The sequence below is a fragment of the Mesorhizobium sp. M0500 genome (assembly GCF_040321165.1).
Classification (GTDB): Bacteria; Pseudomonadota; Alphaproteobacteria; order Rhizobiales; family Rhizobiaceae; genus Mesorhizobium.
Genome location: NZ_JAMYRB010000011.1, coordinates 106,724 through 132,437 on the forward strand (window position 1 = coordinate 106,724; position 25,714 = coordinate 132,437).

Consider the following 25,714-nt stretch of genomic DNA (forward strand, 5'->3'; position numbering starts at 1 on the left):
TGTGGTTCACACCAGGCGAGCTTAGCGGCTGGAGGGCCTGATCCCGCCGGTAGCGACATCGATGGTGATGCTACCGGAAATCCGAACGTCGGTATCGCCAATCTTGAAGGTGCCGTTGCCGCTGCCTGGAGCCATATCGTCAGGCTCAGGCCGCGGCGCTGGCTCGGCGATGCGATAATCGCTGGTCACACCGGGCAGGGCGCCCTTTTGCGAAGACATCGAATTATCTTGGGCAAGTGCCATACCCACCAGCATGTTCGTGCCGGCTACGGTAGCGATAGCAAGGCATAACAGGCTGGACGAGCGGCTGGCGGTCATCGCCGGACTATAGTGCCGCGATAGCGGCAAGACCAGACCGATGTCGCTGAAATTGCGGGCGCTCAATCGCGTCAGTTCCGTCCGCCGGCCCAGCTCGTTCATGCGGCCTGCTTGCGAGTGTCGAAAACATGGTCGACGAGGCCCCAATCCTTGGCCTCCTGCGCGGTCATGAAAAAGTCGCGGTCGAGCGTGCGTTCCACTTCTTCGTAGGTGCGGCCGCAATGGCGGGCGTAAAGATCGGTCATGCGCCGCTTGGTGCGAAGGATGCCCTCGGCATGGCGCTGGATATCGGAGGCTTGGCCCTGGAAACCGCCGAGAGGCTGATGCAGCACGATGCTGGTGTTGGGTAGCGCGATCCGCCGCCCCGGTGTGCCGGCCATCAAAAGGAACGAGGCCATCGAGGCGGCGAAGCCCATACAAACCGTGGAGACCGGGCAGCTGATATACTGCATCGTATCGTAGATCGCGAAACCGCTGGTCACCACGCCACCCGGCGAGTTGATGTAGAGCGAGACCTCCTTGTCGGGATTGTCGGATTCCAACGACAGAAGCTGGGCGCAGACCAGCGCCGAGGTGCCGTCGTCGATCGCCCCGTTGATGAAGACGATGCGCTCGCGCAGCAGCCGCGAAAAAATGTCGAAGGCGCGTTCGCCGCGGCTCGACTGCTCGATCACCATTGGCACCAGATTGGCAAGGCCGCTCATCGGTTCTCTCCGTTGACTGTTGTCGTTCAGGCCGCGCGCAGGAAGAGGCGCGGCGTGTTTGCGGCGATCTGCTTGTGTCTGGGAGTGCGCGCTTCAAACGAAAGCCGGCAACCGGCGCCTGCCATCGCGATCTCCGGCACTGCTGCCCGAGCAAAACCATCATGGACGATGCGCAGATGCGTGCCGCCGGAAACGGTGCGGTCGAGCGTAAAGGTGACGATGCTGTCCACTGGGCTGTCGTTCATTGCGCTGTCCAGGGGGCTGCCGGGCGGCACCTGCGTATCGCCGGGCGCCGGCCGCTCCCGCCAGGAATAGCGCAGCAGCCGTCCGGGATCCGCGTCGAGGATTTCGCACTCGATCGGCGCATTCGGCGCTTTAAAGGCAAAGCGGTTGCCGATTTCGGGCTTGATGTCGTTCGGCATCATCCAGGCCGCGAGCAGGTCCGGCACCGTCAGCGCCCGCCACACCTTTTCCGGCGGTTCGGGCAGCTCGCACTCGAACTCGATCTTGTCTGCGGCCATTTCGGCGCGTTCTGTGCCTCGGCTGGTCATTGGTCCATGTCCTTCAAAACCGTCTTGAGTCTTTCGATGCGCTCTGGCCAGAACGCACGGTAGCGTTCGATCCAGCCGAGCAGTGGCGCAAGCCCCTTCGGATCGACGCGGTAATAGGCATTGCGACCGGCCCGGCGCTCGACCACGAGGCCGGCGCCGCGCAGCACTGCGAGATGTTGCGATACCGCCGGCTGCGATACCGGTATGCCAGTGCGCAGTTCCGACACCGTCATCTCGCCGTCGGCGAGCCGCTCATAGACGGCGCGACGCGTTGGATCCGCTAGTGCCCGAAAAATGTCTGCTTCGATCATGCCGAAGGCATAAGTCAATACTTATCGGTTTGGCAAGCCGTGTTTTTTAAGACAGGCGGTGTTTTTTAAGACAGGCGAGGTTTTACAAACTCGCTGGAGGCCAGCGTCTCACCATGTCGGGGGATCCGTTGAACGTCGCCTCGAAAACTGGTGACGCGAGCACAGCATGAATATGAAGCAATTCGGAGCCGACGTTTCGGAAGCCATGTTGCCTGTGCGCGGCAACAACAAGCGACTGTCCGGCAGTCAAGACGAGATGCTCTTCGTCGATCCACATCTCGGCCCTGCCAGCGATGACGGTAAGCACTTCCTCGACCGGGTGCCAATGTGTCGGGGCGCCAACCGCGGGTTCGACCCATTGTTCGAATATGCAAAGTTGAGTTGCGCCGTTGCAGGCCGAGACATGCATGCGGGTCTTTACTCCCGTCCGCCATTCTTCTTGCGGCTGATCGTCGTGCGCAACCATCTTCATGCGTTCGCCTCGATCCCATGGTCTGTGGAAATTCGACGCCAAGACACTACTTCTTACTGACAACTATTGACAGTGCAGGGCCTCTCCTATAGAACGAAAAGAGAACAAAAACCTTGTGGGAAAAGGCAGCGACGACAGGCAGGGATTGTCCATAGCCTGTAAGGTGCGGCGACAAAAATTCGGTTTCGGATGAGCGCGGAGAAGTATCATGGCGGGTAGCGTCAACAAGGTCATTCTGGTGGGCAACCTCGGGGCGGACCCTGAAATCCGCCGCTTGAATTCGGGTGACCCGGTCGTCAACATCCGCATCGCGACGTCGGAAAGCTGGCGCGACAAGACATCCGGAGAGCGCAAGGAAAAGACCGAGTGGCACAATGTCGTGATCTTCAACGACCAGATCGCCAAGGTGGCCGAGCAGTATCTGAAGAAGGGCATGAAGGTCTATGTCGAGGGCCAGCTGCAGACGCGCAAATGGCAGGACCAGACCGGCAATGACCGCTATACGACCGAAGTCGTGTTGCAGAAATTCCGCGGCGAGCTGCAGATGCTCGATGCGCGGGGCGAGGGCGGCGGCCAGGTCGGCAACTATGCCGGTGGTGGTGCGAGCCGCGGTTCCGATTTCGGCCAGTCCGGCCCGGGCGAAAGTTTCAATCGCGGTGGCGCCAACAAGGGCGGCGGCGGTGGTTCGTCGCGCGAGCTGGACGACGAAATCCCGTTCTGATTTCTCGGGGCGGACTGCCCTTGCGACGAAAAGCGCCGGCACCTTGGCCACGAAATGGCGTCCCGAAAATCTGTCTTGGATTTTCGGGACGTTGTGCGTTTGAGCGGTGAAAGGACGTATCAGGTGAAGGCAAGGGTCAAATGGGTCGAGGAGCGCACTTTCGTTGGCGAGTCCGCCAGTGGGCACAAGCTGGTGCTAGGCACTGCGTTCGGGCCGGAGGGCAAGACGCCGGGGCCGAGCCCAATGGAACTGGTGCTGATCGGCACTGGCGGCTGCTCGGCCTATGACGTGGTCCATATCCTCGAAAAGGGGCGCGAGGCGGTCGAAGATTGCGTGGTCGAACTCGATGCCGACCGTGCAGAAGCCGATCCCAGGGTGTTCACCCGCATTCACATGCATTTTGTCGTCAAGGGCCGGGCGCTATCACACGACAAGGTGAAGCGGGCGATCGGGCTTTCGATCGACAAATACTGCTCGGCCTCGGCAATGATGGCCAAGACTGCCGAGATTACCCACGACTTCGAAGTCATTGAAACGACAGCGAAGTAGGGTTGTCCCTACGTCGCCATCAGCGCCTTGATGCCGTCGGCGACGAACTGTACGGCGAGCGCCGCCAGGATGACGCCGAGCAGCCTTGTCAGGATCGAACGGCCGGTTTGGCCGAGGATACGGTCGATGCGCTCTGACAGCACGAACACCAGGTAGGTGATGACGAAGCAGATGGCGATGATGCCGACAAGGGCTGTCTGCGCCCCCAAACCCTGAAACGAGCTTGAGAGCAGGACGGTCGCCGAAATCGCGCCGGGACCGGCAATAAGCGGGATCGCCAGCGGAAAGGCGGCGATGTTGTGGATCATGTCCCTGGTGATGGCGACGTCGCCGATCTTCTCCTTGCGGTCCTGCCGGCGCTCGAACACCATTTCGAAGGCGATGAAGAACAGCAGAAAGCCGCCGGCGACGCGGAAGGCCGGCAGAGTGATGCCGAAGACTGACAGGATCGACGCGCCGGCGATTGCGAACAACGCCATTACCAGGAAGGCGATGACCGAGGCGCGCACGGAGACCTGGTTGCGCTCCTCGCGGTTCATGCCGCGGGTCACGGCGAGGAAGAGCGGCGCCAGGCCGGGCGGATCGATCGTCACCAGTATGGTGACGAAGGCGTTGAACAGGCTGTCGAAGCTCGGCATGCTGACCCTCCCCGCCGGCAAAGCCGGATAACGGGATTGGTAGAGCAAAGCGGAGCCAGTGGAAACCGTGCGGATCAGGGGCTGACGGCCCGGCGCGCCAGAAACTCGACTTCGAGACGCCAGGTGGCGCCGTCGTCCTGTGAGCGTTCGCCCAGCCAGCGGAACGAATTTTCGGTGATGCGCGAAAAGCTCCAGCGCACAGCAGATCCGGTGCCGTCTGCGCCTTGCTGGATGATGGTGTCGCCCTCGGCACGGCCGAGCTGGCGGCTGTAGTACTGATTGCGCGGATCGCTCCAGAAGATGTGCCAGGCGTCAACGCCGGGATCGTAGACGCGCAACGTCGTGCCATAGAAGGTCCATTTGCCGAGCGAGGGCGAGGGGCCGGCGTCACGGGCAGGCAGGATCCATACGTCCTGGATCGCGCGGCCTTCGAGCACCCAGCCGAAATGCACTTCGCCGCGCCCGGTCAGCACCTGACCGTCCTCGAGATGGCGCGTGGCGTCGAACGTCCAGGCGCCGATGAAGCGGCCATAAAGATTCAGTTTCTCGGCAAGGGCCGGTACGGGCCCACCGCTGTGCAGGGCCTTGGCAAAGGAATTGGACATGGCTTCGCTCTCATCTTGTCAGGAGACCGGCAAGCATAGAGGCTCACAGGGGTTCTGCGCTTGGGAAAAGTTGCTATGTTTCGGCGATGACGACGAGCGCGCACAGGCTGGCGTCGGGCCGAGGCTGGCAGGTGTCGGATGTCATCTGCACCGCCAGCGCCGCCGACAGGCCATTCGAGGAGGAGCATCGGGATTTCTGCGTTGCCGCCGTAACCAACGGCACCTTCCGCTATCGTGCGCGCGAGGGCACGGCGATGCTGGCGCCGGGCGCGCTCCTGCTCGGCAATCCCGGCACATGCTATGAATGCGGTCACGAGCATGGTGCCGGCGACCGCTGCCTCTCCTTCCATTTCGGACCGGCCTATATGGAGCGGATCGTCGCCGACGTGCCGGGCACGAAGACGCTCGATTTCGGCACGCCGCGCCTGCCGCCCTTGCCGGCGCTGGTGCCGCTGCTTGCCGAAGCGGAGGCGGCGCGCGAGATGGCCGACACCGGCGCGTTCGAGGAACTCGCCCTGCGCATTGCCGGTGCCGCGGTGACAGCGGCTTGCAGCGCCACGGATCGGGGACGGACGCCGAGCCGCCGTGACCAGAAGCGTGTTGCCGAAGCGGTGCGGCGCATCGAAGTCGATGCCGACCGGCCGATCTCGCTTGCCGAACTCGCCGACGAGACCGCCACCAGCCCTTACCATTTCCTGCGCACCTTCCGGCACGTCGCCGGTATGACGCCCTACCAATTCCTGCTGAGAGCGCGGCTGCACAGGGCAGCCGTGCGGCTCCGGACGTCGGATCAGACGATTTCGGCGATTGCCTTTTCGGCGGGATTCAACGATCTATCAACCTTCAATCGTCGTTTCCGGCGGCTGATGGGCGAGGCGCCGGGTACTTATCGCGCCCGCCGGCGACGCCCGTGAAAGGGTGCCACGGCCATATCGTCGCAATTGGTTTATCCTTTTGAATTTGCCGCTAAAAACCACACTGGAAAACTGCCGCGATTGTTGGAGTTTCAGGCTGGCTTCCTATATAAGCACCAAGTGATTCCTGATTAGATTGTGATCCGATTTGACCGACCAAAAGACACCGCGCGGCGCCGACGGCGGCCCCACCGGCATCGAGCCGATATCCATCATCGAGGAGATGCAGCGCTCCTATCTCGATTACGCCATGAGCGTGATCGTCAGCCGCGCGCTGCCGGACGTGCGCGATGGCCTCAAGCCGGTGCATCGCCGCATCCTCTACGCCGCCTATGAGAGCGGCTATCACTGGAACCGCAAATATGTGAAATCGGCACGCCCGGTCGCCGACGTGATGGGTAAATACCATCCGCATGGCGACGCCTCGATCTACGACGCTTTGGTGCGCATGGCGCAGGATTGGTCGCTGCGCGTGCCGCTGATCGACGGGCAGGGCAATTTCGGCTCGATCGACGGCGATCCGCCGGCGGCGATGCGCTACACGGAATCGCGGCTGACCAAGGTCGCGCATGAGTTGCTGGAAGACATCGACAAGGACACAGTCGATTTCCAGGACACTTACGATGCGTCCGGCAGCGAACCGAAAGTCCTGCCGGCGCGCTTCCCGAACCTGTTGGTCAACGGCTCCGGCGGTATCGCCGTCGGCATGGCCACCAACATCCCGCCGCACAATCTGGGCGAGGTCTGCAACGGCGCCATTGCCCTCATCGATAATCCGGCGATCGACCTTCCGGCGCTGATGGAGATCATTCCGGGACCGGATTTCCCGACCGGCGGCATCGTGCTTGGCCGTTCCGGTATCTACAGCGCCTATTCGACCGGCCGCGGCTCCATCGTCATGCGCGGCCGCGTCAACGTCGAGGCGCGCGGCAACGATCGGGAATCGATCGTCATCACCGAGGTTCCCTATCAGGTGAACAAGGCGTCGATGATCGAGAAGATGGCCGAGCTGGTGCGCGACAAGCGCATCGAGGGCATTTCCGACATTCGCGACGAGAGCGACCGGCAGGGCTACCGCGTCGTCATCGAACTGAAGCGCGACGCGGTCGCCGATGTCATTCTCAACCAGCTTTACCGCTTCACCCCGCTGCAGACATCCTTCGGCGCCAACATGGTGGCACTGAACGGCGGCAAGCCGGAATTGCTGACTCTGACCGACATGCTGAAGGCGTTCGTCGCCTTCCGTGAGGAGGTGATCAGCCGGCGCACAAAATTCCTGCTGCGCAAGGCGCGCGACCGCGCCCATGTGCTGGTCGGCCTTGCCATCGCTGTTGCCAACATCGATGAAGTCATCAAGCTGATCCGCAGCGCTCCGGACCCGCAGACGGCGCGCGAGCAGTTGATGGAGCGGCGCTGGCCTTCGGGCGACGTGGAATCGCTGATTCTTCTGATCGACGACCCGCGCCATCGCATCAACGAGGACGGTACCTACAATCTCTCCGAGGAGCAGGCGCGCGCCATCCTCGAACTGCGCCTGCAGCGCCTGACCGCGCTCGGCCGCGACGAGATCGCCGACGAGCTGAACACGATCGGCGACGAGATCAAGGACTACCTGGACATCCTCTCGTCCCGCGCCCGCGTCCAGCAGATCGTCAAGGACGAGCTCATCGCCGTGCGCGACGAGTTCGGCACGCCGCGCCGCACCGAGCTCGCCGAGGGCGGGGCGGACATGGAAGACGAGGACCTGATCCAGCGCGAGGACATGGTCGTCACGGTCAGCCATTCCGGCTACATCAAGCGCGTGCCGCTGTCGCTCTACCGGGCGCAGCGCCGCGGCGGCAAGGGCCGCTCCGGCATGTCGACCAAGGAAGAGGATTTCGTCACCCGGCTGTTCGTCGCCAACACGCACACGCCGGTGCTGTTCTTCTCCTCGCGCGGCATCGTCTACAAGGAAAAGGTCTGGCGCCTGCCGATCGGCAACCCGCAATCGCGCGGCAAGGCGCTGATCAATATGCTGCCGCTCGAACAGGGCGAGCGCATCACCACGATCATGCCGCTGCCGGAGGATGAGACGAGTTGGGGCGAGCTCGACGTCATGTTTGCCACCACGCGCGGCACCGTACGTCGCAACAAGCTGTCGGACTTCGTCCAGGTCAACCGCAACGGCAAGATCGCCATGAAGCTGGACGAGGAAGGCGACGAGATCCTCGGCGTCGAGACCTGCACCGACAATGACGACGTGCTTTTGACGGCAAGTTCCGGCCAGTGCATCCGCTTTCCGGTCAGCGACGTACGCGTCTTCCAGAGCCGCAATTCGGTCGGCGTGCGCGGCATTGCGATGGCCGATGGCGACCGGGTGATCTCGATGGCGGTGATCGAGCATGTCGATGCGCCGCCGGCGGAACGTGCCGCCTACCTCAAGCGGGTGGTGGCCGAACGCCGGCTCGCTGCTGACATTGCGGCCGGCGAGGAGGAAGAAATCCAGCTCACCAATGAAGAGGTCGGCGAAGAGGCGGAGCTTTCCGACGACCGCTATGAGTTCCTCAAGGCGCACGAGCAGTTCGTGTTGACGGTGACGGAATATGGCTACGGCAAGCGTTCATCGTCCTACGATTTCCGCCTGACTGGCCGTGGCGGCAAGGGTATTCGCGCCACCGACGTCTCGAAAACGGCCGAAATCGGCCGCCTGGTGGCGACCTTCCCGGTCGGCAACGACGATCAGATCATGCTGGTTTCGGATGGCGGCACCGTCATTCGCGTCCCGGTCAACGGCATTCGTTTCGCCAGCCGCGCCACCAAGGGCGTTACTATCTTCAATACCGCAGAGGGCGAGAAGGTCGTTTCGGTGGAGCGGATTTCAGAACCGCAAGCCGACGAGGAGATCGAAGAGAGTGTCGATGCTGAAGGTGGCGCTTCCACCGATGCCGAAGGTGGGGAGCCTGATACTACCGTCGAGTGAGTTTGCCACGACGGCGCCAGCCCTATGGGCCGGCGTGTGAAGACACCCCGCAATCTAGAAGTGGCGATAAGGCTTGCGGTTGCCGAAGCCTTCGAACCGCTTGGTATTGGCCTTGGCGGGGACGCGCTGTGCTTCCTGATGCAACCCGAATACGGTAGCGATCAGCATGGCGACGGTCATTGCGGTGGCGAGGATGTAGATCAGCATGTGCATGTTCTCCTGCGCCTAACAACGATTAGATGGGTGTTTGGTTTCATCTTCTGCAGCGGCAACTTAGTGAACACTGCGTGAAGCTGTTGTGAGCGGCACATTCATCTGTCGTTCACGTCGGCCAAAAGGTTCACGGGGCGGGCTGGCGATCGGATTTGCCTTTAGGGGAGAGGCTCGCTAGAAGCACCTGCCATGACCGAACGCATCGCCCTTTATGCCGGCTCTTTCGACCCGCTGACCAACGGCCATCTCGACGTGCTGAAGGCGTCGCTGGCCGTGGCGGATACAATCTATGCGGCGATCGGCATCCATCCCGGCAAGAAGCCGTTGTTTTCCTTCGAGGAACGGGTTGGCCTGATCGAAACGGCCGCGAAGGCGGAATTCGGCAGCGACGGTGCGCGTATCAAAGTAGTCGCCTTCGACGGGTTGGTGATCGATGCGGCCAGGAAGCATGGCGCCTCGATCATCATCCGCGGCCTGCGCGACGGCACCGATCTTGACTATGAGATGCAGATGGCCGGCATGAACGAGACCATGGCGCCGGAGCTGCAGACCGTGTTCCTGCCCGCCAGCCCTTCAGTGCGCACCATTACCGCCACACTTGTGCGCCAGATAGCTTCGATGGGAGGCGACATCCGCCCCTTCGTGCCGGCGGCCGTGGCCGGCGCGCTCACCGCCAAATTCGCGAAATAAATGCATGTCACCCAAAAGTGGAACCCGGCTTTGGGTAACGACATGCATGAACGAAGATATTCGGAGAAAGATCCCATGCAGCTGAAAAAGCTTGCCTTCTTGCTTGCCGTGCTTGCCGGTCTTGTGACCGCATCCGTGTCGGCCTTTGCCGCCGATCCGGAAAACACCATGATCGTAACGCTGAAGGACGGCGACGTGACCATCGCGCTGAGGCCCGACCTTGCGCCGAAGCACGTCGCGCAGATCAAAAAGCTGGTGCGCCAGGGCGCCTACGACAACGTCGCCTTTCACCGCGTCATCGACGGCTTCATGGCGCAGACCGGCGACGTCAAGTTCGGCAACATGAAGAGCGGCTTCAATGCCGACGCTGTCGGCACCGGCGGCTCCGATCTTCCTGACCTGCCGGCCGAATTCTCCAGCACCGAGCACTACCAGCGCGGCGTGGTCGGCATGGCCCGCTCCGACGATCCGAATTCCGCCAATTCGCAATTCTTCATCATGTTCGCGCCGGCACCGCCGCTCGATGGCCAGTACACCATCGTTGGCAATGTCGTCAGCGGCATGGAGCTGGTGGACCACATCAAGAAAGGCGACGAGGCGCAGAACGGGACGGTGACCGACCCCGATCGCATGATCAAGGTGCGCATCGCCGCGGACGGCAAGTAACCCCAATTGTTCAAAAGGATATTTCTGACATGGCCGAAATCAAGGACCGCGAGAACGCGCTTATCATGGACACGACCAAGGGCAAGGTCGTCATCGAATTGTTTCCAGATCTGGCGCCCGGCCATGTCGGCCGTATCAAGGAGCTGGCGCGCGAAGGCGCCTATGACGGCGTGGTCTTCCACCGCGTCATCGACGGCTTCATGGCGCAGACCGGCGACGTGAAGTTCGGCAATTCCAACAAGCCGTCTTTCGCGCCATCGCGCGCCGGCACTGGCGGTTCCGACAAACCCGATCTGAAGGCCGAGTTCTCCAACACCAACCACGGCCGCGGCACCTGCTCGATGGCGCGCTCGCAGAACCCGAACTCGGCCAATTCGCAGTTCTTCATCTGCTTCGACGATGCCGCCTTCCTCAACCGCCAGTACACGGTATGGGGCCAGGTCATCGAAGGCATGGACAACGTCGACAAGATCAAGCGCGGCGAACCGGTGCAGGATCCTGACAAGATCGTGTCGCTCAAGGTCGCGGCCGACGTGAAATGACCGGCCGGGCTGTCGCGGCCATCGCATTTGTGCTCGTCGCGGCGGCCACTCCGGCGCTGGCAACGGAATCGATCGTCTGCAGCGCCGACGGCGGCGCGGCATCGATTGATGTTTTGATGGGACACACGGCCGTCATTGCGGTGGCTCGTGTGTGGCTGGATGCCGGCGGCAAGACATGGACCACGGACGGACAGGCAGGCTCAACGAAAGTCATCGTTGGACAGGCATTCGAAGACGACGAGCGCATGCTGATCGATCTCACTGATGAGGGCCTCAGCTCGATCGTCGCCAAATTGCGGCTGGTCAAGGCCAGCGAGCAGTCCAGCTTCGCAATGGGCGGTACGCTGAGCATAGACAGTGTCGGCGCCTGGGCGGTGACCTGCCCGGAACCTTGAGGCGGGGATTTCTTGCGCGTCGATCTTTTCGACTTCGATCTGCCGGAGGAGCGCATCGCGCTTCGCCCAGCCGAGCCGCGCGACAGTGCCAGGATGCTGGTGGTCAGGCCGGGTGAGGGGCTCGAAGACCGGACGGTGCGCGACCTGCCGGCCCTGCTCAAGGCCGGTGATGTGCTGGTCTTCAACGACACCAAGGTCATTCCGGCACAATTGAAGGGCATCAGGCGGCGCGGCGAAGCAGCAGCGCAGGTCGAAGCCACGCTGCATATGCGGATGGCGCCCGACCGGTGGCTCGCCTTCATGCGTCCGGGCAAGCGCATCGCCGCCGGCGATCGCATCCATTTCGGTCATGACGCCAATTCCTGCTTTCTCGGCCAGCTCGACGCGACAGTGATCGAGAAGGGAGAAGGTGGCGAGGTGCTGCTCGGCTTCGACCTGTCAGGTCCGTTCCTCGACGAGGCGCTGCATGCCGTCGGCCACATCCCGCTGCCGCCCTACATCGCTTCCAAGCGTGACGACGACGAACGCGACCGCAGCGATTACCAGACCATTTATGCCAAGGAGGAGGGCGCCGTGGCCGCGCCGACGGCAGGGCTGCATTTCACGCCGGAGCTGTTTGCGACGCTCGACGCCAAGGGCATAGAGCGCCGTTTCGTCACGCTGCATGTCGGCGCCGGTACGTTCCTGCCGGTGAAGGCGGACGACACCGCCGACCACAAGATGCACGCCGAAACCGGTTCGGTCAGCCCGGAAACCGCCGAGGCGCTGAATGCGGCGAAAGCAAAAGGAGGGCGCATTATCGCCGTCGGCACGACATCGCTGCGCTTGTTGGAGAGCGCGGCTGGCGAGGACGGCAGGCTGGCAGCATGGTCAGGCCCGACCGACATCTTCATCACGCCCGGCTATCGCTTCAAGACCGCAGACATGCTGATGACCAATTTCCATCTGCCGCGTTCGACGCTGTTCATGCTGGTTTCGGCCTTCTGCGGTTTGCAGACGATGCGCGCGGCCTATGCGCATGCGATCGAGAACCGCTACAGGTTTTATTCCTATGGAGACGCAAGTCTTCTGTTCAGGGAGGATAGTAATGGACGATGACCTGGAAACCTTCGGCCGCGAAGCCTTGATCGCCGAGGTCAGGAAACTGCGCGCCGGAATCCGCCAACACCGCGACGCCACCGGCCATGATCTGTGCTGGCATCATCCCGACCTCTGGTCGCTTTTGCCCGAAAAGACCGAGCCGGCGATTGCCGTGCCGCCGTGGCCGAAATTCATGCGCGGCTGCATCCGCTACCGGCAATCACTCGACAAGCAGGCCCCGGACGCGCCGGTATTCGACAAGGAGTTCGATGGCTAGGGAATTCAATGACTGACGCATTCACCTTCAAGGTGCTGGCGACCGACGGCAGGGCGCGGCGTGGTGCAATCACCATGCCGCGCGGGGAAATCCGCACGCCTGCCTTCATGCCGGTCGGTACCGGCGGCACGGTGAAGGCCATGTATATGGATCAGGTGCGCGGCGTCGGCTCGGACATTATCCTCGGCAACACCTACCACCTGATGCTGAGACCCGGCGCCGAGCGCGTGGCGCGGCTCGGCGGCCTGCATGAGTTCGCCCGCTGGCAGCATCCAATCCTGACCGACAGCGGCGGCTTCCAGGTAATGTCGCTGTCGAAGCTGCGGAAACTGACCGAGAACGGCGTGACCTTCCGTTCACATATCGACGGCGGCGCCTACGAGATGTCGCCGGAGCGTTCGATAGAGATCCAGGGGCTGCTCGATTCCGACATCCAGATGCAGCTCGACGAATGCACGGCTCTGCCGGCCAAGCAGAACGAGATCGAGCGTGCCATGGAGTTGTCGTTGCGTTGGGCCGAGCGTTGCAAGACGGCATTCGGCGAGCAGCCCGGCAAGGCGATGTTCGGCATTGTGCAAGGCGGCGACGTGCCGGATCTGCGGCTGCGCTCGGCGCAGGCGCTGAAGGCAATGGAGCTGAAGGGCTATGCGATCGGCGGGCTGGCTGTCGGCGAGCCGCAAGCGGTGATGCTGGAGATGCTCGACATCACTTGCCCGGAGCTGCCGGCTGACCGGCCGCGCTACCTGATGGGCGTCGGCACCCCGGACGACATTTTGAAGTCGGTGGCGCGCGGCATCGACATGTTCGACTGCGTGATGCCGACGCGGGCAGGGCGCCACGGCCTTGCATACACACGGCGCGGCAAGGTCAATCTGCGCAACGCCCGCCATGCCGACGATCCGCGTCCGCTCGATGAGGAAAGCGACTGCCCGGCCGCACGCGACTATTCGCGGGCCTATTTGCACCATCTGGTGCGCTCGCAAGAGGCGCTTGGGGCGATGCTCCTGACCTGGAACAATCTGTCCTATTACCAGCAGCTGATGCGCGACATTCGTGAAGCGATCGAGGCTGGCAGGTTCGCCGAACAAGCCGAGATCATCACGCAGCAATGGGCAAACGGTGACCTCGCCGTCCGGTAGGCATGCTCGCCAGGAATCCGGCTCCAGGGAGGAGTTGCCCCTGCCATGAACTGTTTTGAAACGACTGCCTAATAAGCATTGCCGGACGACATCGGGCGAGGATCAAGAACCTGTTCGTTTCGGGGCAAGTTTCAGTTCCTGGCACGACGGTGCGGACGAACGGCATCGCTTCGCCTTCGTCCTCCGTGGCTGTCCAGCAATGGACGGCGGGGTCGTTGCTTGCCGCTCTGGCGATCGCAGTGACCGGCCTGGTCTCGCGCTTGCTTGGCGCGCGCGGCGACCTTTGGCTGGACGAGATCTGGAGCTTTGCGCTGATCGAGCCGCTGACCTCGATCGACCAGATATTCTGGCGCGTCAATCACGACAACAATCATTTCCTCAACTCGGTCTATCTCTATCTCATTGGCCCCGATGCTTCGCCGCTGATCCAGCGAGGTCTGTCGATAGCATTAGGTGTTGCCACGATCGCTGCGGCGGCAGCGAGCGCCGCATCGCGCGGACGACAGGTGATGATTGCCACAAGCCTGTTGTTTGCCGTGAGCTACCCAATGATCCATTACGGCTCGGAGGCGCGCGGCTATGCCGGCCTTGTGCTGTTCACGCTGCTGTCGGTCGTTTTTCTGGAGCGCCGGCTCGACAGTAGACGGTGGTCTGGCGTGGCCTTGGCAGCGGCGATCCTTTTCGGCTTCCTGTGCCACCTCACCATGATCGGAATGGTGGCGGTCCTCGCAATATGGACCGCCTGGCTCGCCTGGCAGCGTACGGCGAAGGTCGGCCGTGTCGTTGCGGACCTGGCGTCGATCTTCCTGCCGGGCTTGCTTGCCGTGCTGCCGCTGGCTGTCGGCGTGTTTGTCGGCGGTAGGCTGTTCGGCTTCAGTGTCGGTGGTGTTTCGCCGTTCTCGATTGCCGCCTTCGCGCAGGGCTATGGCGGGATGATCCGCTCTCTGTTCGGGCTGCCACCCTGGTTCGGCGACGGGCCCTACATCGTTGCCGCCTGCTGTCTTGTCGGCCTCTCCGCCGGTGTCTGGCGCGGTCGCCGAGCCAGCCTTTATGCGATCGGGATTATCGGACTGCCTTTGCTCATGGCGGCGGCGCATCTGCCCAACCTCGAGTTCCCACGCTATTTCATCATCAGCGGAACATTGCTGCTGCTCTGGGCCGGCGAGATGATTGGCCGCGGCCTGGATGCTCGCGGGACTGCAAGGCTACTTGCGATGGGAGCGCTGGCGATCGTGGTGGGTGGAAGCATTTCGTCGCTGCTTCAGTTCTATCAATATGGACGCGGCTCCTACGCCGCTATCGTTGATGAAATGACCAGGAACGGCGCAACCACCTATGCCAGCGACGGTAATTTCCGCACCCCCATCGTCGTCGACTATTTTGCGGCGCGAATGGATCGTCGGGCATTGCTGGTTCCAGACGACGGGATGTGCATCGAACGGCCCGCCTGGCTGGTCCTCGAGGGGGACGTGGACAAACAAGCCGAACATGTCGAACCGACGGCCGCATGCGCTCTGGCCTATGAACGGGCCGATGCGTCGAGGCATTGGGGGTTTTCAGGCCTGAGCTGGACGCTCTACCGGCGACAGGATTGAAACACCCCTTTAGGTGCTGAGCGACGTGGACGCACGCAGGCTGCAGCCGGTGATCCGAAAGCTGCCGTCAGGCTGTAGTTCGAGCGTGTAGACCGCCTCGTAGTCCTTGCCATCCGGGCCGACGATCAGCACTTGCTGGATGATCGACGTCGGGCTCGTCTCGCGGACCTTGCCGAAGGAGTAGGTCTGCGGTTGGCGCACCGGCGGATAGCCTTTTGTCACCATGTTCATGAAGGTATCGACGGTCGGAAAGATGCGTTTCACATTCGGTGCGGCAAAGCTGTAGGCCATCATTCCATCATTGGCGATGAAGGCCCTCAACTGCCCATCGATGACCGTCTGCGCCGCTTTGACTTCGGCGTCGCCAGCAAAGGCCTGGGATGCGAAAATGAATGGAACGACTGCGAATGCGAAAAACGCGCGGCGCATGGCCTGTCTCCGTTGTCCCCGAGAAATCGCTGCCTGAAGGTACATGATACCATACGCTTTGCCGTGTGCTTCAGGGTTTCAGCCGAGCGCAAACATTCGGCGTGGCAGTCCGTGCCCAGACCGAGACGCATTGTCGAGGCGAGAACAGCCTGAGCGATTGCCGATGCTTGAAAGGCGAACGGCAGTCTGCCACAAGGGCCGCTCGATTATACCTAGAGCGTGCGATGTGAGCAGGACCAGGCAATGAAGGCATTTTTCGTGCAGATAAAGTGCGATCTGGGCAAGGCCTACGACGTTGCCAGCGCCCTGGCCGATGCCGAGATTGCTTCGGAAATCTACTCGACAGCCGGAAACTACGACCTGCTCGCCAAATTCTATGTCGACGACGAGGAAGACATCGGCCACTTCGTCAACGAGAAAGTGCAGATTCTTCCCGGCATCAAGGACACGTTCACGGTCGTCACCTTTCGCGCGTTTTGATCCGCATCCGGGCATTTGCCCGGACACCAGGCAAAGCCTGATCAAGGCCCTATTGGTGCTGCCTTAATTTTAGGCAAGTGCGATATACTGATCGCCGGCGCCCAACAAATCACCGATTGCGCTTGATTTTCTCCAGCGAGGCCAGTGAAATGGCGCCACAGGGGAGTATGCGATTGGCAGCGTTCGATGAAATGCTTCCGGAAGTTTCCGGGCTGAGAAAACCGTATTCGGCTTACGATCGCTGGCTGAAGGAACAGGACCCGGCCAGACTTACCGAGAAGATGCAGGACGCCGAACGCGTCTTTCGCAAGACAGGCATCACTTTCGCCGTCTACGGCGAGCAGGAAGCATCGGAGCGGCTGATACCCTTCGATATCGTTCCGCGCATCATTTCGGGCAATGAATGGCGACGGCTGACGCAAGGCATCGAGCAGCGCGTCCAGGCGCTGAACGCCTTTCTCGACGACATCTACCATCGCCAGGAGATCTTGCGCGCCGGCCGGGTGCCGAAGGAGTTGATCGCCAAGAACGAGGCGTTCCTGCCCGAGATGATCGGGGTGCGGCCGCCGGCCGGCGTCTATACCCACATTATCGGCGTCGACATCGTACGCATCAGCGAGAACGAGTTCTACGTGCTGGAGGACAACGCGCGCACGCCGTCCGGCGTCTCCTACATGCTGGAGAATCGCGAGACGATGATGCAGCTCTTCCCCGAGCTGTTCCAGCAGATCAAGGTGCGGCCGGTTGAGAATTACCCGCAGCTCTTGCGCCAGTCGCTGGCGGCAGTGCGGCCGCAAAGCACCAAGGGCGCGCCGACCATTGCCGTGCTGACGCCGGGCAGCTTCAACTCAGCCTATTTCGAACATGCTTTCCTTGCCGACCAGATGGGCGTGCAGCTTGTCGAGGGGCAGGATCTGCGCGTCGTCGATGGCCATGTCGCGATGCGCACCACCGAGGGCTACAAGCAGATCGACGTGCTTTACCGGCGTGTCGACGACTCGTTCCTCGATCCGCTGACCTTCCGCCCCGACTCGGCACTTGGCGTGCCGGGCATTATGGACGTCTACCGCGCCGGCAACATCACTATCGCCAATGCGCCGGGAACCGGCATCGCCGACGACAAGGCGATCTATTCGTACATGCCCGAGATCGTCGAATTCTACACCGGCCGCAAGGCGATGCTCGGCAACATCCCGACCTGGCGCTGCTCGGAGCCGGACAGCCTGAAATACGTTCTCGAGCACATCGATGAATTGGTTATCAAGGAGGTCCACGGGTCCGGCGGTTACGGCATGCTGGTCGGTCCGGCGGCGACCAAGAAGGAATGCGAGGATTTTTCCAAAAAGCTCGCGGCAAAACCGTCGAACTACATTGCTCAGCCGACGCTGGCGCTGTCGACCTGTCCGATCCTGACGGACAAGGGGCTGGCGCCGCGCCATGTCGATCTGCGCCCCTATGTGCTGGTTTCCGACCGTATCCAGATCGTGCCCGGCGGGCTGACCCGAGTAGCGCTCAAGGAAGGCTCGCTGGTCGTCAATTCCTCGCAAGGCGGGGGCACGAAGGATACGTGGGTGTTGGATGATTAGAGTGGAAGTAGCGAGTAGGGAATAGCGAATAGTGAATAGTGAATAGTGAATAGATAAGGATATGGGTCGTTAATGTTGGTGAAATGCCCTGAAGTGAAGCGCGCGGAATCGTGCCCTGGAATCTGGATAGTCACCATTCACCATTCACCTTTCACTATTCACCACAGGACCGCCTGACATGCTTCTCGGCCGCACCGCCAACGGGCTCTACTGGATGAACCGCTACATCGAGCGGGCGGAAAACATGGCGCGATTGGTGGATGCCGGCCTGCGCATGGCGCTGACTCGTACCCAGAACGCTTCGGAGGAGTGGAATTCGGTGCTGCTCAGCGCCGGTTCAGACGCCAGCTTCACGCAGAAATATTCCGACTACACCGCCGCCAATGTCGCCGACTATCTGCTGCGCGACACATCGAACCCGTCGAGCACGATGTCGTCTATCGAAACGGCCCGTAACAATGCCCGCATGGTGCGCACGGCATTGACGCGTGAAACCTGGGAAAGCATCAACGAAGCCTGGATGTCGCTGAAGCGGATGCTGGCCAAGCCGATCGACGAGCGCGACCTGCCCAACGCGCTCGACGCAATCAAACGCGAGACGGCGCTGATCCGCGGCTCGTTCTACGGCACGATGCTGCGCAACGAGATTTTCGATTTTTCGCAGCTCGGCACGTATGTCGAACGCGCCGACAACACCGCGCGCATCCTGGATGTGAAATACTACGTGCTGTTGCCGTCGATCTCCTGGGTCGGCTCGACGCTCGACAACTACCAGTGGGAATCGATCCTGCGCTCGGTGTCGGCGCACCGTTCCTATCGCTGGGTCTATGATGCCGACTACAAGCCGAGCAACATCGCCGATTATCTGATCCTCAACGTCCGCATGCCGCGCTCGCTGACCTTTTGCTACCGCTTCCTGACGGAGCATCTCAAATTCCTGGGTGACGACTATGGGGAGCGCCACGCCTGTCATGCAACGGCTGCCAAGACCCAGGCCATGCTGACGGCCGGGTCGATCAAGGATATTTTCGACGCCGGCCTGCACGAATTCCTGGCCAATTTCATCCGCGACAACACCAGGCTCGGCGACGAGATCGCGCAGGATTACAGGTTCTATTGAGCATGATCCAAAAAAGCGGAGATCGGTTTTCGGAAAAGCTCATGCTCCAGGGACGAGAGCGATGCGGCTGAAGATCACCCACCGAACCGAATACCGCTACGATGCGCCCGTGCATTATCTGTTGCAGCGTTTGCGGCTGCTCCCGGTGAACGGGCGCACCCAGACGGTACTGTCCTGGGCGCTGAAGATCGAAGGCGCACGCGAGGAAGTGCGCTTCACCGACCATTTCGGCAATGATACCCGGCTGTTGAGCGTCGAGGGCGAGCGCGACTTCATCACCGTCGAAGCAGCCGGCGAAGTGGTGACGCGCGACACCGCTGGCGTCTGCGGACCGCACCAGGGTTTCGCGCCGCTCTGGCTGTTCGGCCAGGAAACGCCGCTGACGACGATCGGCAGCGGCATTCGCGAGCTTGCTGCCTCGGTCGGCAAGGGTACCGACATCGAAAGGCTGCACCGGTTGATGGCGGTGATCGGCGAGCGCGTCGCTTATACGCCGGACACCACCAACGTGACGACGCCGGCCGAAGAGGCCCTGGCGCTCAAGACCGGCGTTTGCCAGGACCACAGCCACATCTTCGTTGCCGCGGCGCGTGCCATGGATTTTCCGGCCCGCTATATCAGCGGCTACCTGATGATGGATGCGGCCATCGAGCAGGCGGCAAGCCACGCTTGGGCCGAGGCGCATGTCTCGGGCCTCGGCTGGGTCGCCTTCGATGTCGCCAACGGCATTTCTCCGGACGAGCGTTATGTGAAGGTGGCGACCGGCCGCGATTATCGCGACGCCACGCCGGTATCTGGAATTCGGCTGGGACAGGCGGAAGAACAGCTTGCGGTCACCGTCACCGTGGAGCAGTAATCCCCGGCAAGATTGTTGCCAAAGAGATTCGATGACCTATTGCGTCGGCCTGAAGATCGATCGCGGGCTCGTGTTCATGTCGGACACGCGCACCAACGCCGGCATGGATTCGATCTCGACCTTCAGGAAGATGCATGTCTGGGAAGAGCCGGGCGAGCGCGTCATCGTTTTGATGTCGGCCGGCAATCTGGCGACGACCCAGGCCGTGGTCAGCCTGCTCGACGAACGCACCAAGGCAGTGGCGGAGCGCCGTGCCACGCTGCTCGAAACGCCCTCCATGTACCAGACAGTCCGGTTGGTCGGAGACACCGTCAAGGAGGTCATCGCCAGTTCGTCGCCGGCTGGCGAAAAGGCGGATTCCTACTTCAACGCCTCCTTCATCCTCGGCGGTCAGATCAAGGGCAGCGCGCCGCGCCTGTTCATGATCTATCCGGAAGGCAATTTCATCGAATCGACCGACGACACGCCGTTCTTCCAGATCGGTGAGACCAAATACGGCAAGCCGATCATTATCCGCGCTTATGAAAGGACGATGAGTTTCGCCGAGACGGTGAAATTGCTGCTGGTGTCGTTCGACTCGACGCTGAAGTCGAACCTGTCGGTCGGCCTGCCGCTCGACCTGCTGTTCTATGAAAAGGACACTTTCAACGTCGGCCTCAAAAAGCGAATAACCCAGGACGATCAATATTATCGTACGATCTCGGATAGCTGGTCGAACGCGCTGAAGACCGCCTTTGCCAGTCTGCCTGATTTTCCCGAATGAAAACCTTCGTTTTTCGTGCTCTTTGATCGCGGCTCGATGAGGCGCCACGGAGGCGAAGAAGATGAATAGCAACGAATTCCGCGAGTGGTCGCTGCGAGCGGCTGAATGGGGCGTCGACTACAGAAACAGCCTTCGCGAGAGACCGGTGCGGCCGCTTGTCGAGCCGGGCGAAATCTTCAAAAGCATCGATGCCGCGCCGCCGGAAGACGGCGAAACGATGCAGGCAATCTTCGCCGATTTCGAACAAAAGATCCTGCCTGGCATGACGCACTGGCAGCATCCGCGTTTCTTCGCCTATTTCCCGGCCAATGCGGCACCGGTCTCCGTCGTGGCCGAGTATCTGGTTTCCGCGATGGCCGCGCAATGCATGCTCTGGCAGACCTCGCCGGCGGCAACCGAGCTCGAGACGCGTGTCGTCGACTGGATGCGGCAGGCGCTTGGTTTGCCGGAGGGATTCTCCGGCGTCATGCAGGATTCGGCTTCGTCGGCGACGCTTGCCGCCGTGCTGACCATGCGCGAGCGCGCGCTCGACTGGCAAGGCAACAAGAACGGCTTGCAAGGGCAGCCGGTCGTGAGGGTCTATTCTTCCGACCAGGTCCATACTTCCATCGACCGGGCGATCTGGGTGTCGGGCATCGGCGAGGCGAACCTCGTGCGCATTCCGGTCGCCGGACCCTTCCGCGCCATGCAGACGGCGGCTCTGGAAGCCGCGATCGTTACCGACCGCGAAAACGGCATGCTGCCGGCGGGCATCATCGCCAGCGTCGGCGGCACAAGTACCGGCGGCACCGACAATGTGGCGGCTGTTGCCGAGGTGGCGAAGCGGCACGGGCTCTACCTGCATGTCGATGCCGCATGGGCCGGCTCCGCCATGATCTGCCCCGAGTTCCGGCATTTCTGGACCGGCGCCGAAAATGCCGATTCCATCGTCTTCAACCCGCATAAATGGTTGGGGGCACAGTTCGATTGCTCGATGCAGTTCATCCGCCAGCCGGAAGACCTGGTCCGCACGCTGGCGATCAAGCCCGAATTCCTCAAGACGCATGGCCGCGACGGGGTCATCAACTACTCCGAATGGTCGGTGCCGCTCGGCCGAAGATTCCGCGCGCTGAAACTTTGGTTCCTGCTGCGTGCGCATGGCTTGGAAAATCTGCGGACCATGATCCGCAACCATGTCGCCTGGAGCGAGAGCCTCGCCGCGCGGCTGGCTCGGGAACCGGATTTCGAGATCGTCACGGAACCGATGCTGTCGCTATTCTCATTCCGCCATCTCGCGGCTGCGGCCATCGACTCTGACGAGCACAATTTGCGGTTGGTCAGCGCGATCAACGATGACGGCCGCATTTACCTGACGCAGACCCGGGTGGACGGGCAGGTGGCGATCCGCTTTCAGGTCGGGCAGTTCGAAACGACTGCGGCGGACGTCGATACTGCTTTCGAGGTCATCACTGAGATCGCGCGGGGGCTGAGTTGATACCCTCGTCGAGATTGCGCCGGAGCTTTTCTCTCTGCAGTCGCCCGATTTTCATTAGCCGGCCCATACCTGTTCATGGCTTTCGTTTTCAGCTATAGACGAGAAAAACGAAAATGAGAGGTTGCTAGATGTATCTGTCGCCGCGTCATTCCGAAATCATCCAGATGGCCAAGGACCATGGCCGCGTACTGGTCGAGGAACTGGCGACGCATTTCAACGTGACGCCGCAGACGATCCGCAAGGATCTCAACGATCTCTGCGACCAGCGGCTCTTGTCCCGCATCCATGGCGGGGCATTGTTCCCCTCCGGCATCGAGAACATGGAATATGAGGCTCGGCGCAAGATCGCCGCCGAGGAGAAGGAGGCGATCGGCCGCGCAGCAGCCCGGCTGATCCCCGACAACGCGTCTCTGTTCATCAATATCGGGACAACGACGGAAGCTGTCAGCAAGTCGCTGCTCGATCACAGCGGCCTGATGGTCATCACCAATAACATCAATGTTGCCAACAGGATGCGCATATATCCTTCGATCGAGGTGGTGATCGCTGGCGGTGTCGTGCGCGGTTCCGACGGCGGTGTGGTCGGCGAGGCCGCGGTCGATTTCATCAGGCAGTTCAAGGTCGATTTTGCGGTGATCGGCGCCTCGGCCATCGACCATGACGGCGCACTGCTCGACTTCGATTTTCGCGAGGTGAAGGTGGCTCAGGCGATCATCGCCAACGCCCGACATGTGATCCTGGTGTCGGACCAGACCAAATTCGAGCGCACCGCGCCCGTCCGCATCGGCCATCTGTCGCAGGTCAACACCTTTATCACCGATCGTTGCGACATCCCGTCGGTGCGTAAGATCTGCCAGGAGGCAGAAGTTCAGCTGATCGAAACGTCGCTATCCTAGAGATGCCGTTGCGGCATCTTCCGCCTATCATATTTCGTTTGACATTCGTTATCATTTCGAAATAATTCCTCTACGGTTTCGCAAGAACCCAAAAATGCTGCAATGCGAAATCGAGGGAGGATTCTTTGAGCGCATCACCGATTCATGACATTTTCGTCATCGGTGGCGGCATCAATGGCTGCGGCATCGCCCGCGATGCCGTTGGACGTGGCTTTTCGGTTTTTCTTGCCGAGATGAACGATCTGGCCAGCGGGACCTCTTCCGGCTCGACCAAACTGATCCATGGCGGCTTGCGCTATCTCGAATTCTACGAATTCCGTCTGGTGCGCGAAGCGTTGATGGAACGCGAGGTCCTGTGGAAGAACGCGCCGCATATCATCTGGCCGATGCGCTTCGTGCTGCCATACGCCAAGGGACTGCGTCCGGCCTGGCTCATCCGGCTCGGGCTTTTCCTCTACGACCATATTGGCGGGCGCAAATTGCTGCCGCCGACGAAAACGCTGGACATGGCCAAGGATCCGGCCGGCAAGCCGCTGAAGCCGCTGTTTCGAAAGGCGTTCGAATATTCGGACGGTTGGGTCAACGATGCCCGGCTGGTTGTGTTGAACGCCCGCGACGCTGCCGAGCGCGGCGCAACCATTCGAACCCGAACAAAGGTCGTCAGCGCACGCCGCGAAGGCAATCTCTGGACGGTCAGGCTTGAAAATGTGCGGACCGGCGATACCGAGGAGGTCAAGGCGCGGCTGCTGGTCAATGCCGCCGGCCCGTGGGTCGATCAGGTGCTGTCGGCCACCGTCGGCTTGAACGACGTGCACAATGTCCGCCTCGTACAAGGCAGCCATATCGTCGTGGGCAAGAAATTCGACGACCCACGCGCCTATTTCTTTCAGAACAAGGACGGGCGCATCATTTTCGCCATCCCTTACGAGGACGAGTTCACGCTCATCGGCACCACCGACCGTGACTATCCCGGCGATCCGCACAACGTCAGGATCAATGACGCCGAGATCGACTATCTCTGCGCTGCGGCAAGCGAATATTTCGCGCAGCCGGTCAAGCCGTCGGATATCGTCTGGACCTATTCCGCGGTGCGACCGCTCTACGACGATGGCGCCTCAAAGGCGCAGGAAGCCACCCGAGACTATGTGCTGAAGGCCGATGGAGGCGAGGGTGCCGCCCCGATCGTCAACGCCTTTGGCGGCAAGATCACGACCTACCGCCGATTGTCGGAATCGATGCTCGAGAAGATCGAGGGTTTTCTCGGCAAGCGCGGCAAACCATGGACGGCAAACGCGCCGCTGCCCGGCGGTGACTTTCCCGTCACCGGCTTCGATGCCGAGGTGGCGAAACTGAAAACGGCGTACCCGTTCCTCGACGCCCGGCTGGCCCGCCGGTTGACCCGGCTCTACGGCACCCGCGCAAGGAAGCTGCTGGGCCTCGCCAAGTCGAACGTCGATCTTGGCCGCAACTTCGGCGCCGATCTCTACGAAGCCGAGGTGCGCTACCTCGTCGAAAACGAATGGGCGATGACTGCCGAGGATGTATTGTGGCGCCGGACCAAGCGCGGCCTGCGTCTCAGCCGTGAGCAGGCGGCAGTGCTCGACGAGTTCATGCGCGGAATAAGCCGGCAGCACGTAGCGGCTGCCGAATAGGAACGGCCGACTGATGCAGAAAGCCTGGGAGGAGGCATCATGCTTGAACTGAGAAACGTGACGAAGACGGTGGGTGCAGCGGAACATAGCCGCGACGTCTCGCTGACGCTTCAGCACGGCTCGCTCAACGTCCTGCTCGGGCCGACGCTCTCCGGCAAGACCAGCCTGATGCGGCTGATGGCGGGCCTCGACGTGCCGACCTCGGGCTCGGTCTGGTTCGATGGCAAGGATGTCACCGGCATGCCGGTGCAAAAGCGCAACGTCGCCATGGTCTACCAGCAATTCATCAATTATCCGGCGATGACGGTCTACGAAAACATCGCCTCACCGCTGCGGGTGGCCGGCACGGATCAGGCAACGATCGACAGGGAGGTGCGCAATGCCGCCGCCCTTCTCAAACTAACGCCCTATCTCGACCGGACGCCTCTCAGTCTGTCGGGCGGCCAGCAGCAGCGCACCGCGCTGGCCCGCGCCATCGTCAAGAATGCCAGCCTCGTGCTGCTCGACGAGCCGCTCGCCAATCTCGACTACAAGCTGCGTGAAGAATTACGCGCGGAACTGCCGAAAGTCTTCGCGGCCGCCGGTACAATCTTTGTTTATGCCACGACCGAGCCGCACGAGGCTTTGCTGCTCGGCGGCAACACGGCAACGCTTTCCGAGGGCAGCATCACCCAGTTCGGGCCGACCATCGAAGTGTTCCGCAAACCGGTCGATCTGGTGACGGCGAGAACCTTCGCCGATCCGCCGCTCAACACCATCGTGCTTGCCAAGAAGGGCCTGGATTTCCTGCTCGAGGGCGGCGTGAAATTGCCGGTGCCGGCGGAACTCTTCGGCATTGCCGATGCGATCTATACGATCGGCTTCCAGCCGCATCATCTGTCCCTCGATCGGCCCAACGCCGCCGCAGTGCCGGTGCGCGCAAAGGTGACGATCACTGAGATCACCGGATCGGAAAGCTTCATCCATCTCGATTTTGCCGATGCGCGCTGGGTCATGCTGACCCACGGCATTCGCGACTTCGAGCCGGACGAGGAGGTCGAGGTGTTCATCGACCCGCGCCACATCATGGTCTTCGACGAGCACGGCCGCGCCGTGGCCGCGCCGAAGCTGGCGGCCTAG

At 61.6% G+C, this 25,714-nt stretch carries 30 protein-coding genes; 21 read left to right on the plus strand and 9 right to left on the minus strand.

Annotation, left to right across the window (positions count from 1 at the left end):
- Positions 1–21: 21 nt before the first annotated feature.
- From NKI70_RS20360 to NKI70_RS20380, 5 genes are all read right to left on the minus strand, one after another.
- On the minus strand, positions 22–420 hold the full coding sequence (locus NKI70_RS20360; RefSeq protein ID WP_352697711.1) for a hypothetical protein: 399 nt from the start codon (positions 418–420) through the stop codon (positions 22–24).
- On the minus strand, positions 417–1,022 hold the full coding sequence (locus NKI70_RS20365) for an ATP-dependent Clp protease proteolytic subunit (RefSeq protein ID WP_352502501.1): 606 nt from the start codon (positions 1,020–1,022) through the stop codon (positions 417–419). The genes NKI70_RS20360 and NKI70_RS20365 overlap by 4 nt, the downstream gene beginning before the upstream one ends.
- A 26-nt stretch (positions 1,023–1,048) precedes the next feature.
- Positions 1,049–1,543, minus strand: a complete 495-nt coding sequence (locus tag NKI70_RS20370) for an SRPBCC family protein (protein ID WP_352646467.1) — start codon at positions 1,541–1,543, stop codon at positions 1,049–1,051.
- A gap of 26 nt (positions 1,544–1,569) precedes the next feature.
- Positions 1,570–1,884: an ArsR/SmtB family transcription factor gene (locus NKI70_RS20375; protein WP_352448759.1), complete on the minus strand. Its 315-nt coding sequence runs from the start codon at positions 1,882–1,884 to the stop codon at positions 1,570–1,572.
- 82 nt (positions 1,885–1,966) lie between these two features.
- Positions 1,967–2,356: a cupin domain-containing protein gene (locus tag NKI70_RS20380; RefSeq protein WP_352646470.1), complete on the minus strand. Its 390-nt coding sequence runs from the start codon at positions 2,354–2,356 to the stop codon at positions 1,967–1,969.
- 208 nt (positions 2,357–2,564) lie between these two features.
- On the opposite strand from NKI70_RS20380, the gene NKI70_RS20385 reads away from it, so the two are divergent.
- Both NKI70_RS20385 and NKI70_RS20390 read left to right on the plus strand, forming a co-directional pair.
- Positions 2,565–3,077, plus strand: a complete 513-nt coding sequence (locus NKI70_RS20385; RefSeq protein WP_023674867.1) for a single-stranded DNA-binding protein — start codon at positions 2,565–2,567, stop codon at positions 3,075–3,077.
- A gap of 123 nt (positions 3,078–3,200) precedes the next feature.
- A complete protein-coding gene (locus NKI70_RS20390) occupies positions 3,201–3,626 on the plus strand; it encodes an OsmC family protein (RefSeq protein WP_352646472.1) in 426 nt (141 codons plus the stop codon).
- Positions 3,627–3,634: 8 nt separating this feature from the next.
- Here NKI70_RS20390 and NKI70_RS20395 read toward each other — a convergent pair whose 3' ends face one another.
- Together NKI70_RS20395 and NKI70_RS20400 are read right to left on the minus strand one after the other, a co-directional pair.
- Complete coding sequence (locus NKI70_RS20395; protein WP_352697707.1) at positions 3,635–4,264, minus strand: MarC family protein; 630 nt, start codon at positions 4,262–4,264, stop codon at positions 3,635–3,637.
- 74 nt (positions 4,265–4,338) lie between these two features.
- Entirely contained in the window at positions 4,339–4,869 is a 531-nt protein-coding gene (locus tag NKI70_RS20400; protein WP_352646474.1) for a hypothetical protein, read from the minus strand.
- 86 nt (positions 4,870–4,955) lie between these two features.
- On the opposite strand from NKI70_RS20400, the gene NKI70_RS20405 reads away from it, so the two are divergent.
- Both NKI70_RS20405 and gyrA read left to right on the plus strand, forming a co-directional pair.
- Positions 4,956–5,783 carry a helix-turn-helix transcriptional regulator gene (locus NKI70_RS20405; protein ID WP_352593499.1) on the plus strand — a complete coding sequence of 276 codons (828 nt, stop codon included), beginning with the start codon at positions 4,956–4,958 and terminating at the stop codon, positions 5,781–5,783.
- 148 nt (positions 5,784–5,931) lie between these two features.
- On the plus strand, positions 5,932–8,742 hold the full coding sequence (gyrA, locus tag NKI70_RS20410; protein WP_023674872.1) for a DNA gyrase subunit A: 2,811 nt from the start codon (positions 5,932–5,934) through the stop codon (positions 8,740–8,742).
- Positions 8,743–8,796: 54 nt separating this feature from the next.
- Here gyrA and NKI70_RS20415 read toward each other — a convergent pair whose 3' ends face one another.
- Positions 8,797–8,949, minus strand: coding sequence for a hypothetical protein (locus tag NKI70_RS20415; protein WP_352646477.1), 153 nt, complete (start codon positions 8,947–8,949; stop codon positions 8,797–8,799).
- A 195-nt stretch (positions 8,950–9,144) separates the two neighbouring features.
- Here NKI70_RS20415 and coaD point away from each other — a divergent pair, with 195 nt between their 5' ends.
- The 8 genes from coaD to NKI70_RS20455 all read left to right on the plus strand — a co-directional run bounded on the left by coaD (position 9,145) and on the right by NKI70_RS20455 (position 15,339).
- The gene (coaD, locus tag NKI70_RS20420; RefSeq protein ID WP_023674874.1) at positions 9,145–9,645 is read left to right on the plus strand and encodes a pantetheine-phosphate adenylyltransferase; all 501 of its coding nucleotides are present in this window, start codon (positions 9,145–9,147) and stop codon (positions 9,643–9,645) included.
- A gap of 75 nt (positions 9,646–9,720) precedes the next feature.
- Positions 9,721–10,311 carry a peptidylprolyl isomerase gene (locus tag NKI70_RS20425; RefSeq protein WP_352471695.1) on the plus strand — a complete coding sequence of 197 codons (591 nt, stop codon included), beginning with the start codon at positions 9,721–9,723 and terminating at the stop codon, positions 10,309–10,311.
- A 29-nt stretch (positions 10,312–10,340) separates the two neighbouring features.
- On the plus strand, positions 10,341–10,853 hold the full coding sequence (locus tag NKI70_RS20430; RefSeq protein ID WP_352568728.1) for a peptidylprolyl isomerase: 513 nt from the start codon (positions 10,341–10,343) through the stop codon (positions 10,851–10,853).
- Entirely contained in the window at positions 10,850–11,248 is a 399-nt protein-coding gene (locus NKI70_RS20435) for a hypothetical protein (RefSeq protein WP_352568726.1), read from the plus strand. Before NKI70_RS20430 ends, NKI70_RS20435 begins: the two co-directional genes overlap by 4 nt.
- 12 nt (positions 11,249–11,260) lie before the next feature.
- Positions 11,261–12,346 carry a tRNA preQ1(34) S-adenosylmethionine ribosyltransferase-isomerase QueA gene (queA, locus tag NKI70_RS20440; protein ID WP_352568725.1) on the plus strand — a complete coding sequence of 362 codons (1,086 nt, stop codon included), beginning with the start codon at positions 11,261–11,263 and terminating at the stop codon, positions 12,344–12,346.
- Positions 12,336–12,605, plus strand: coding sequence for a hypothetical protein (locus tag NKI70_RS20445; protein ID WP_023674879.1), 270 nt, complete (start codon positions 12,336–12,338; stop codon positions 12,603–12,605). The genes queA and NKI70_RS20445 overlap by 11 nt, the downstream gene beginning before the upstream one ends.
- Before the next feature lie 8 nt (positions 12,606–12,613).
- Positions 12,614–13,744, plus strand: coding sequence for a tRNA guanosine(34) transglycosylase Tgt (tgt, locus tag NKI70_RS20450; protein ID WP_023674880.1), 1,131 nt, complete (start codon positions 12,614–12,616; stop codon positions 13,742–13,744).
- A gap of 215 nt (positions 13,745–13,959) precedes the next feature.
- Positions 13,960–15,339 carry a glycosyltransferase family protein gene (locus tag NKI70_RS20455; protein ID WP_352697705.1) on the plus strand — a complete coding sequence of 460 codons (1,380 nt, stop codon included), beginning with the start codon at positions 13,960–13,962 and terminating at the stop codon, positions 15,337–15,339.
- 9 nt (positions 15,340–15,348) lie between these two features.
- On the opposite strand, the gene NKI70_RS20460 is transcribed toward NKI70_RS20455, so the two are convergent.
- Entirely contained in the window at positions 15,349–15,768 is a 420-nt protein-coding gene (locus NKI70_RS20460) for a DUF4864 domain-containing protein (RefSeq protein WP_352697703.1), read from the minus strand.
- Positions 15,769–16,011: 243 nt separating this feature from the next.
- Here NKI70_RS20460 and NKI70_RS20465 point away from each other — a divergent pair, with 243 nt between their 5' ends.
- From NKI70_RS20465 to NKI70_RS20505, 9 genes are all read left to right on the plus strand, one after another.
- Entirely contained in the window at positions 16,012–16,248 is a 237-nt protein-coding gene (locus tag NKI70_RS20465) for an Lrp/AsnC ligand binding domain-containing protein (protein WP_023674883.1), read from the plus strand.
- A gap of 173 nt (positions 16,249–16,421) precedes the next feature.
- Positions 16,422–17,834 carry a circularly permuted type 2 ATP-grasp protein gene (locus tag NKI70_RS20470; protein WP_352448777.1) on the plus strand — a complete coding sequence of 471 codons (1,413 nt, stop codon included), beginning with the start codon at positions 16,422–16,424 and terminating at the stop codon, positions 17,832–17,834.
- Positions 17,835–18,012: 178 nt separating this feature from the next.
- Positions 18,013–18,954 carry an alpha-E domain-containing protein gene (locus NKI70_RS20475; RefSeq protein ID WP_023674885.1) on the plus strand — a complete coding sequence of 314 codons (942 nt, stop codon included), beginning with the start codon at positions 18,013–18,015 and terminating at the stop codon, positions 18,952–18,954.
- A 61-nt stretch (positions 18,955–19,015) separates the two neighbouring features.
- A complete protein-coding gene (locus NKI70_RS20480; RefSeq protein ID WP_352455718.1) occupies positions 19,016–19,810 on the plus strand; it encodes a transglutaminase family protein in 795 nt (264 codons plus the stop codon).
- 31 nt (positions 19,811–19,841) lie between these two features.
- On the plus strand, positions 19,842–20,573 hold the full coding sequence (locus tag NKI70_RS20485) for a proteasome-type protease (protein WP_352593478.1): 732 nt from the start codon (positions 19,842–19,844) through the stop codon (positions 20,571–20,573).
- 61 nt (positions 20,574–20,634) lie between these two features.
- Positions 20,635–22,047 (plus strand): pyridoxal phosphate-dependent decarboxylase family protein, encoded by a 1,413-nt coding sequence (locus tag NKI70_RS20490; protein WP_352697701.1) that lies wholly within the window; start codon positions 20,635–20,637, stop codon positions 22,045–22,047.
- 128 nt (positions 22,048–22,175) lie between these two features.
- Positions 22,176–22,943: a DeoR/GlpR family DNA-binding transcription regulator gene (locus NKI70_RS20495; RefSeq protein ID WP_023674889.1), complete on the plus strand. Its 768-nt coding sequence runs from the start codon at positions 22,176–22,178 to the stop codon at positions 22,941–22,943.
- A 125-nt stretch (positions 22,944–23,068) separates the two neighbouring features.
- Positions 23,069–24,595, plus strand: coding sequence for a glycerol-3-phosphate dehydrogenase (gene glpD / locus NKI70_RS20500; protein WP_352697699.1), 1,527 nt, complete (start codon positions 23,069–23,071; stop codon positions 24,593–24,595).
- A gap of 39 nt (positions 24,596–24,634) precedes the next feature.
- Positions 24,635–25,714, plus strand: a complete 1,080-nt coding sequence (locus NKI70_RS20505; RefSeq protein WP_352697697.1) for an ABC transporter ATP-binding protein — start codon at positions 24,635–24,637, stop codon at positions 25,712–25,714.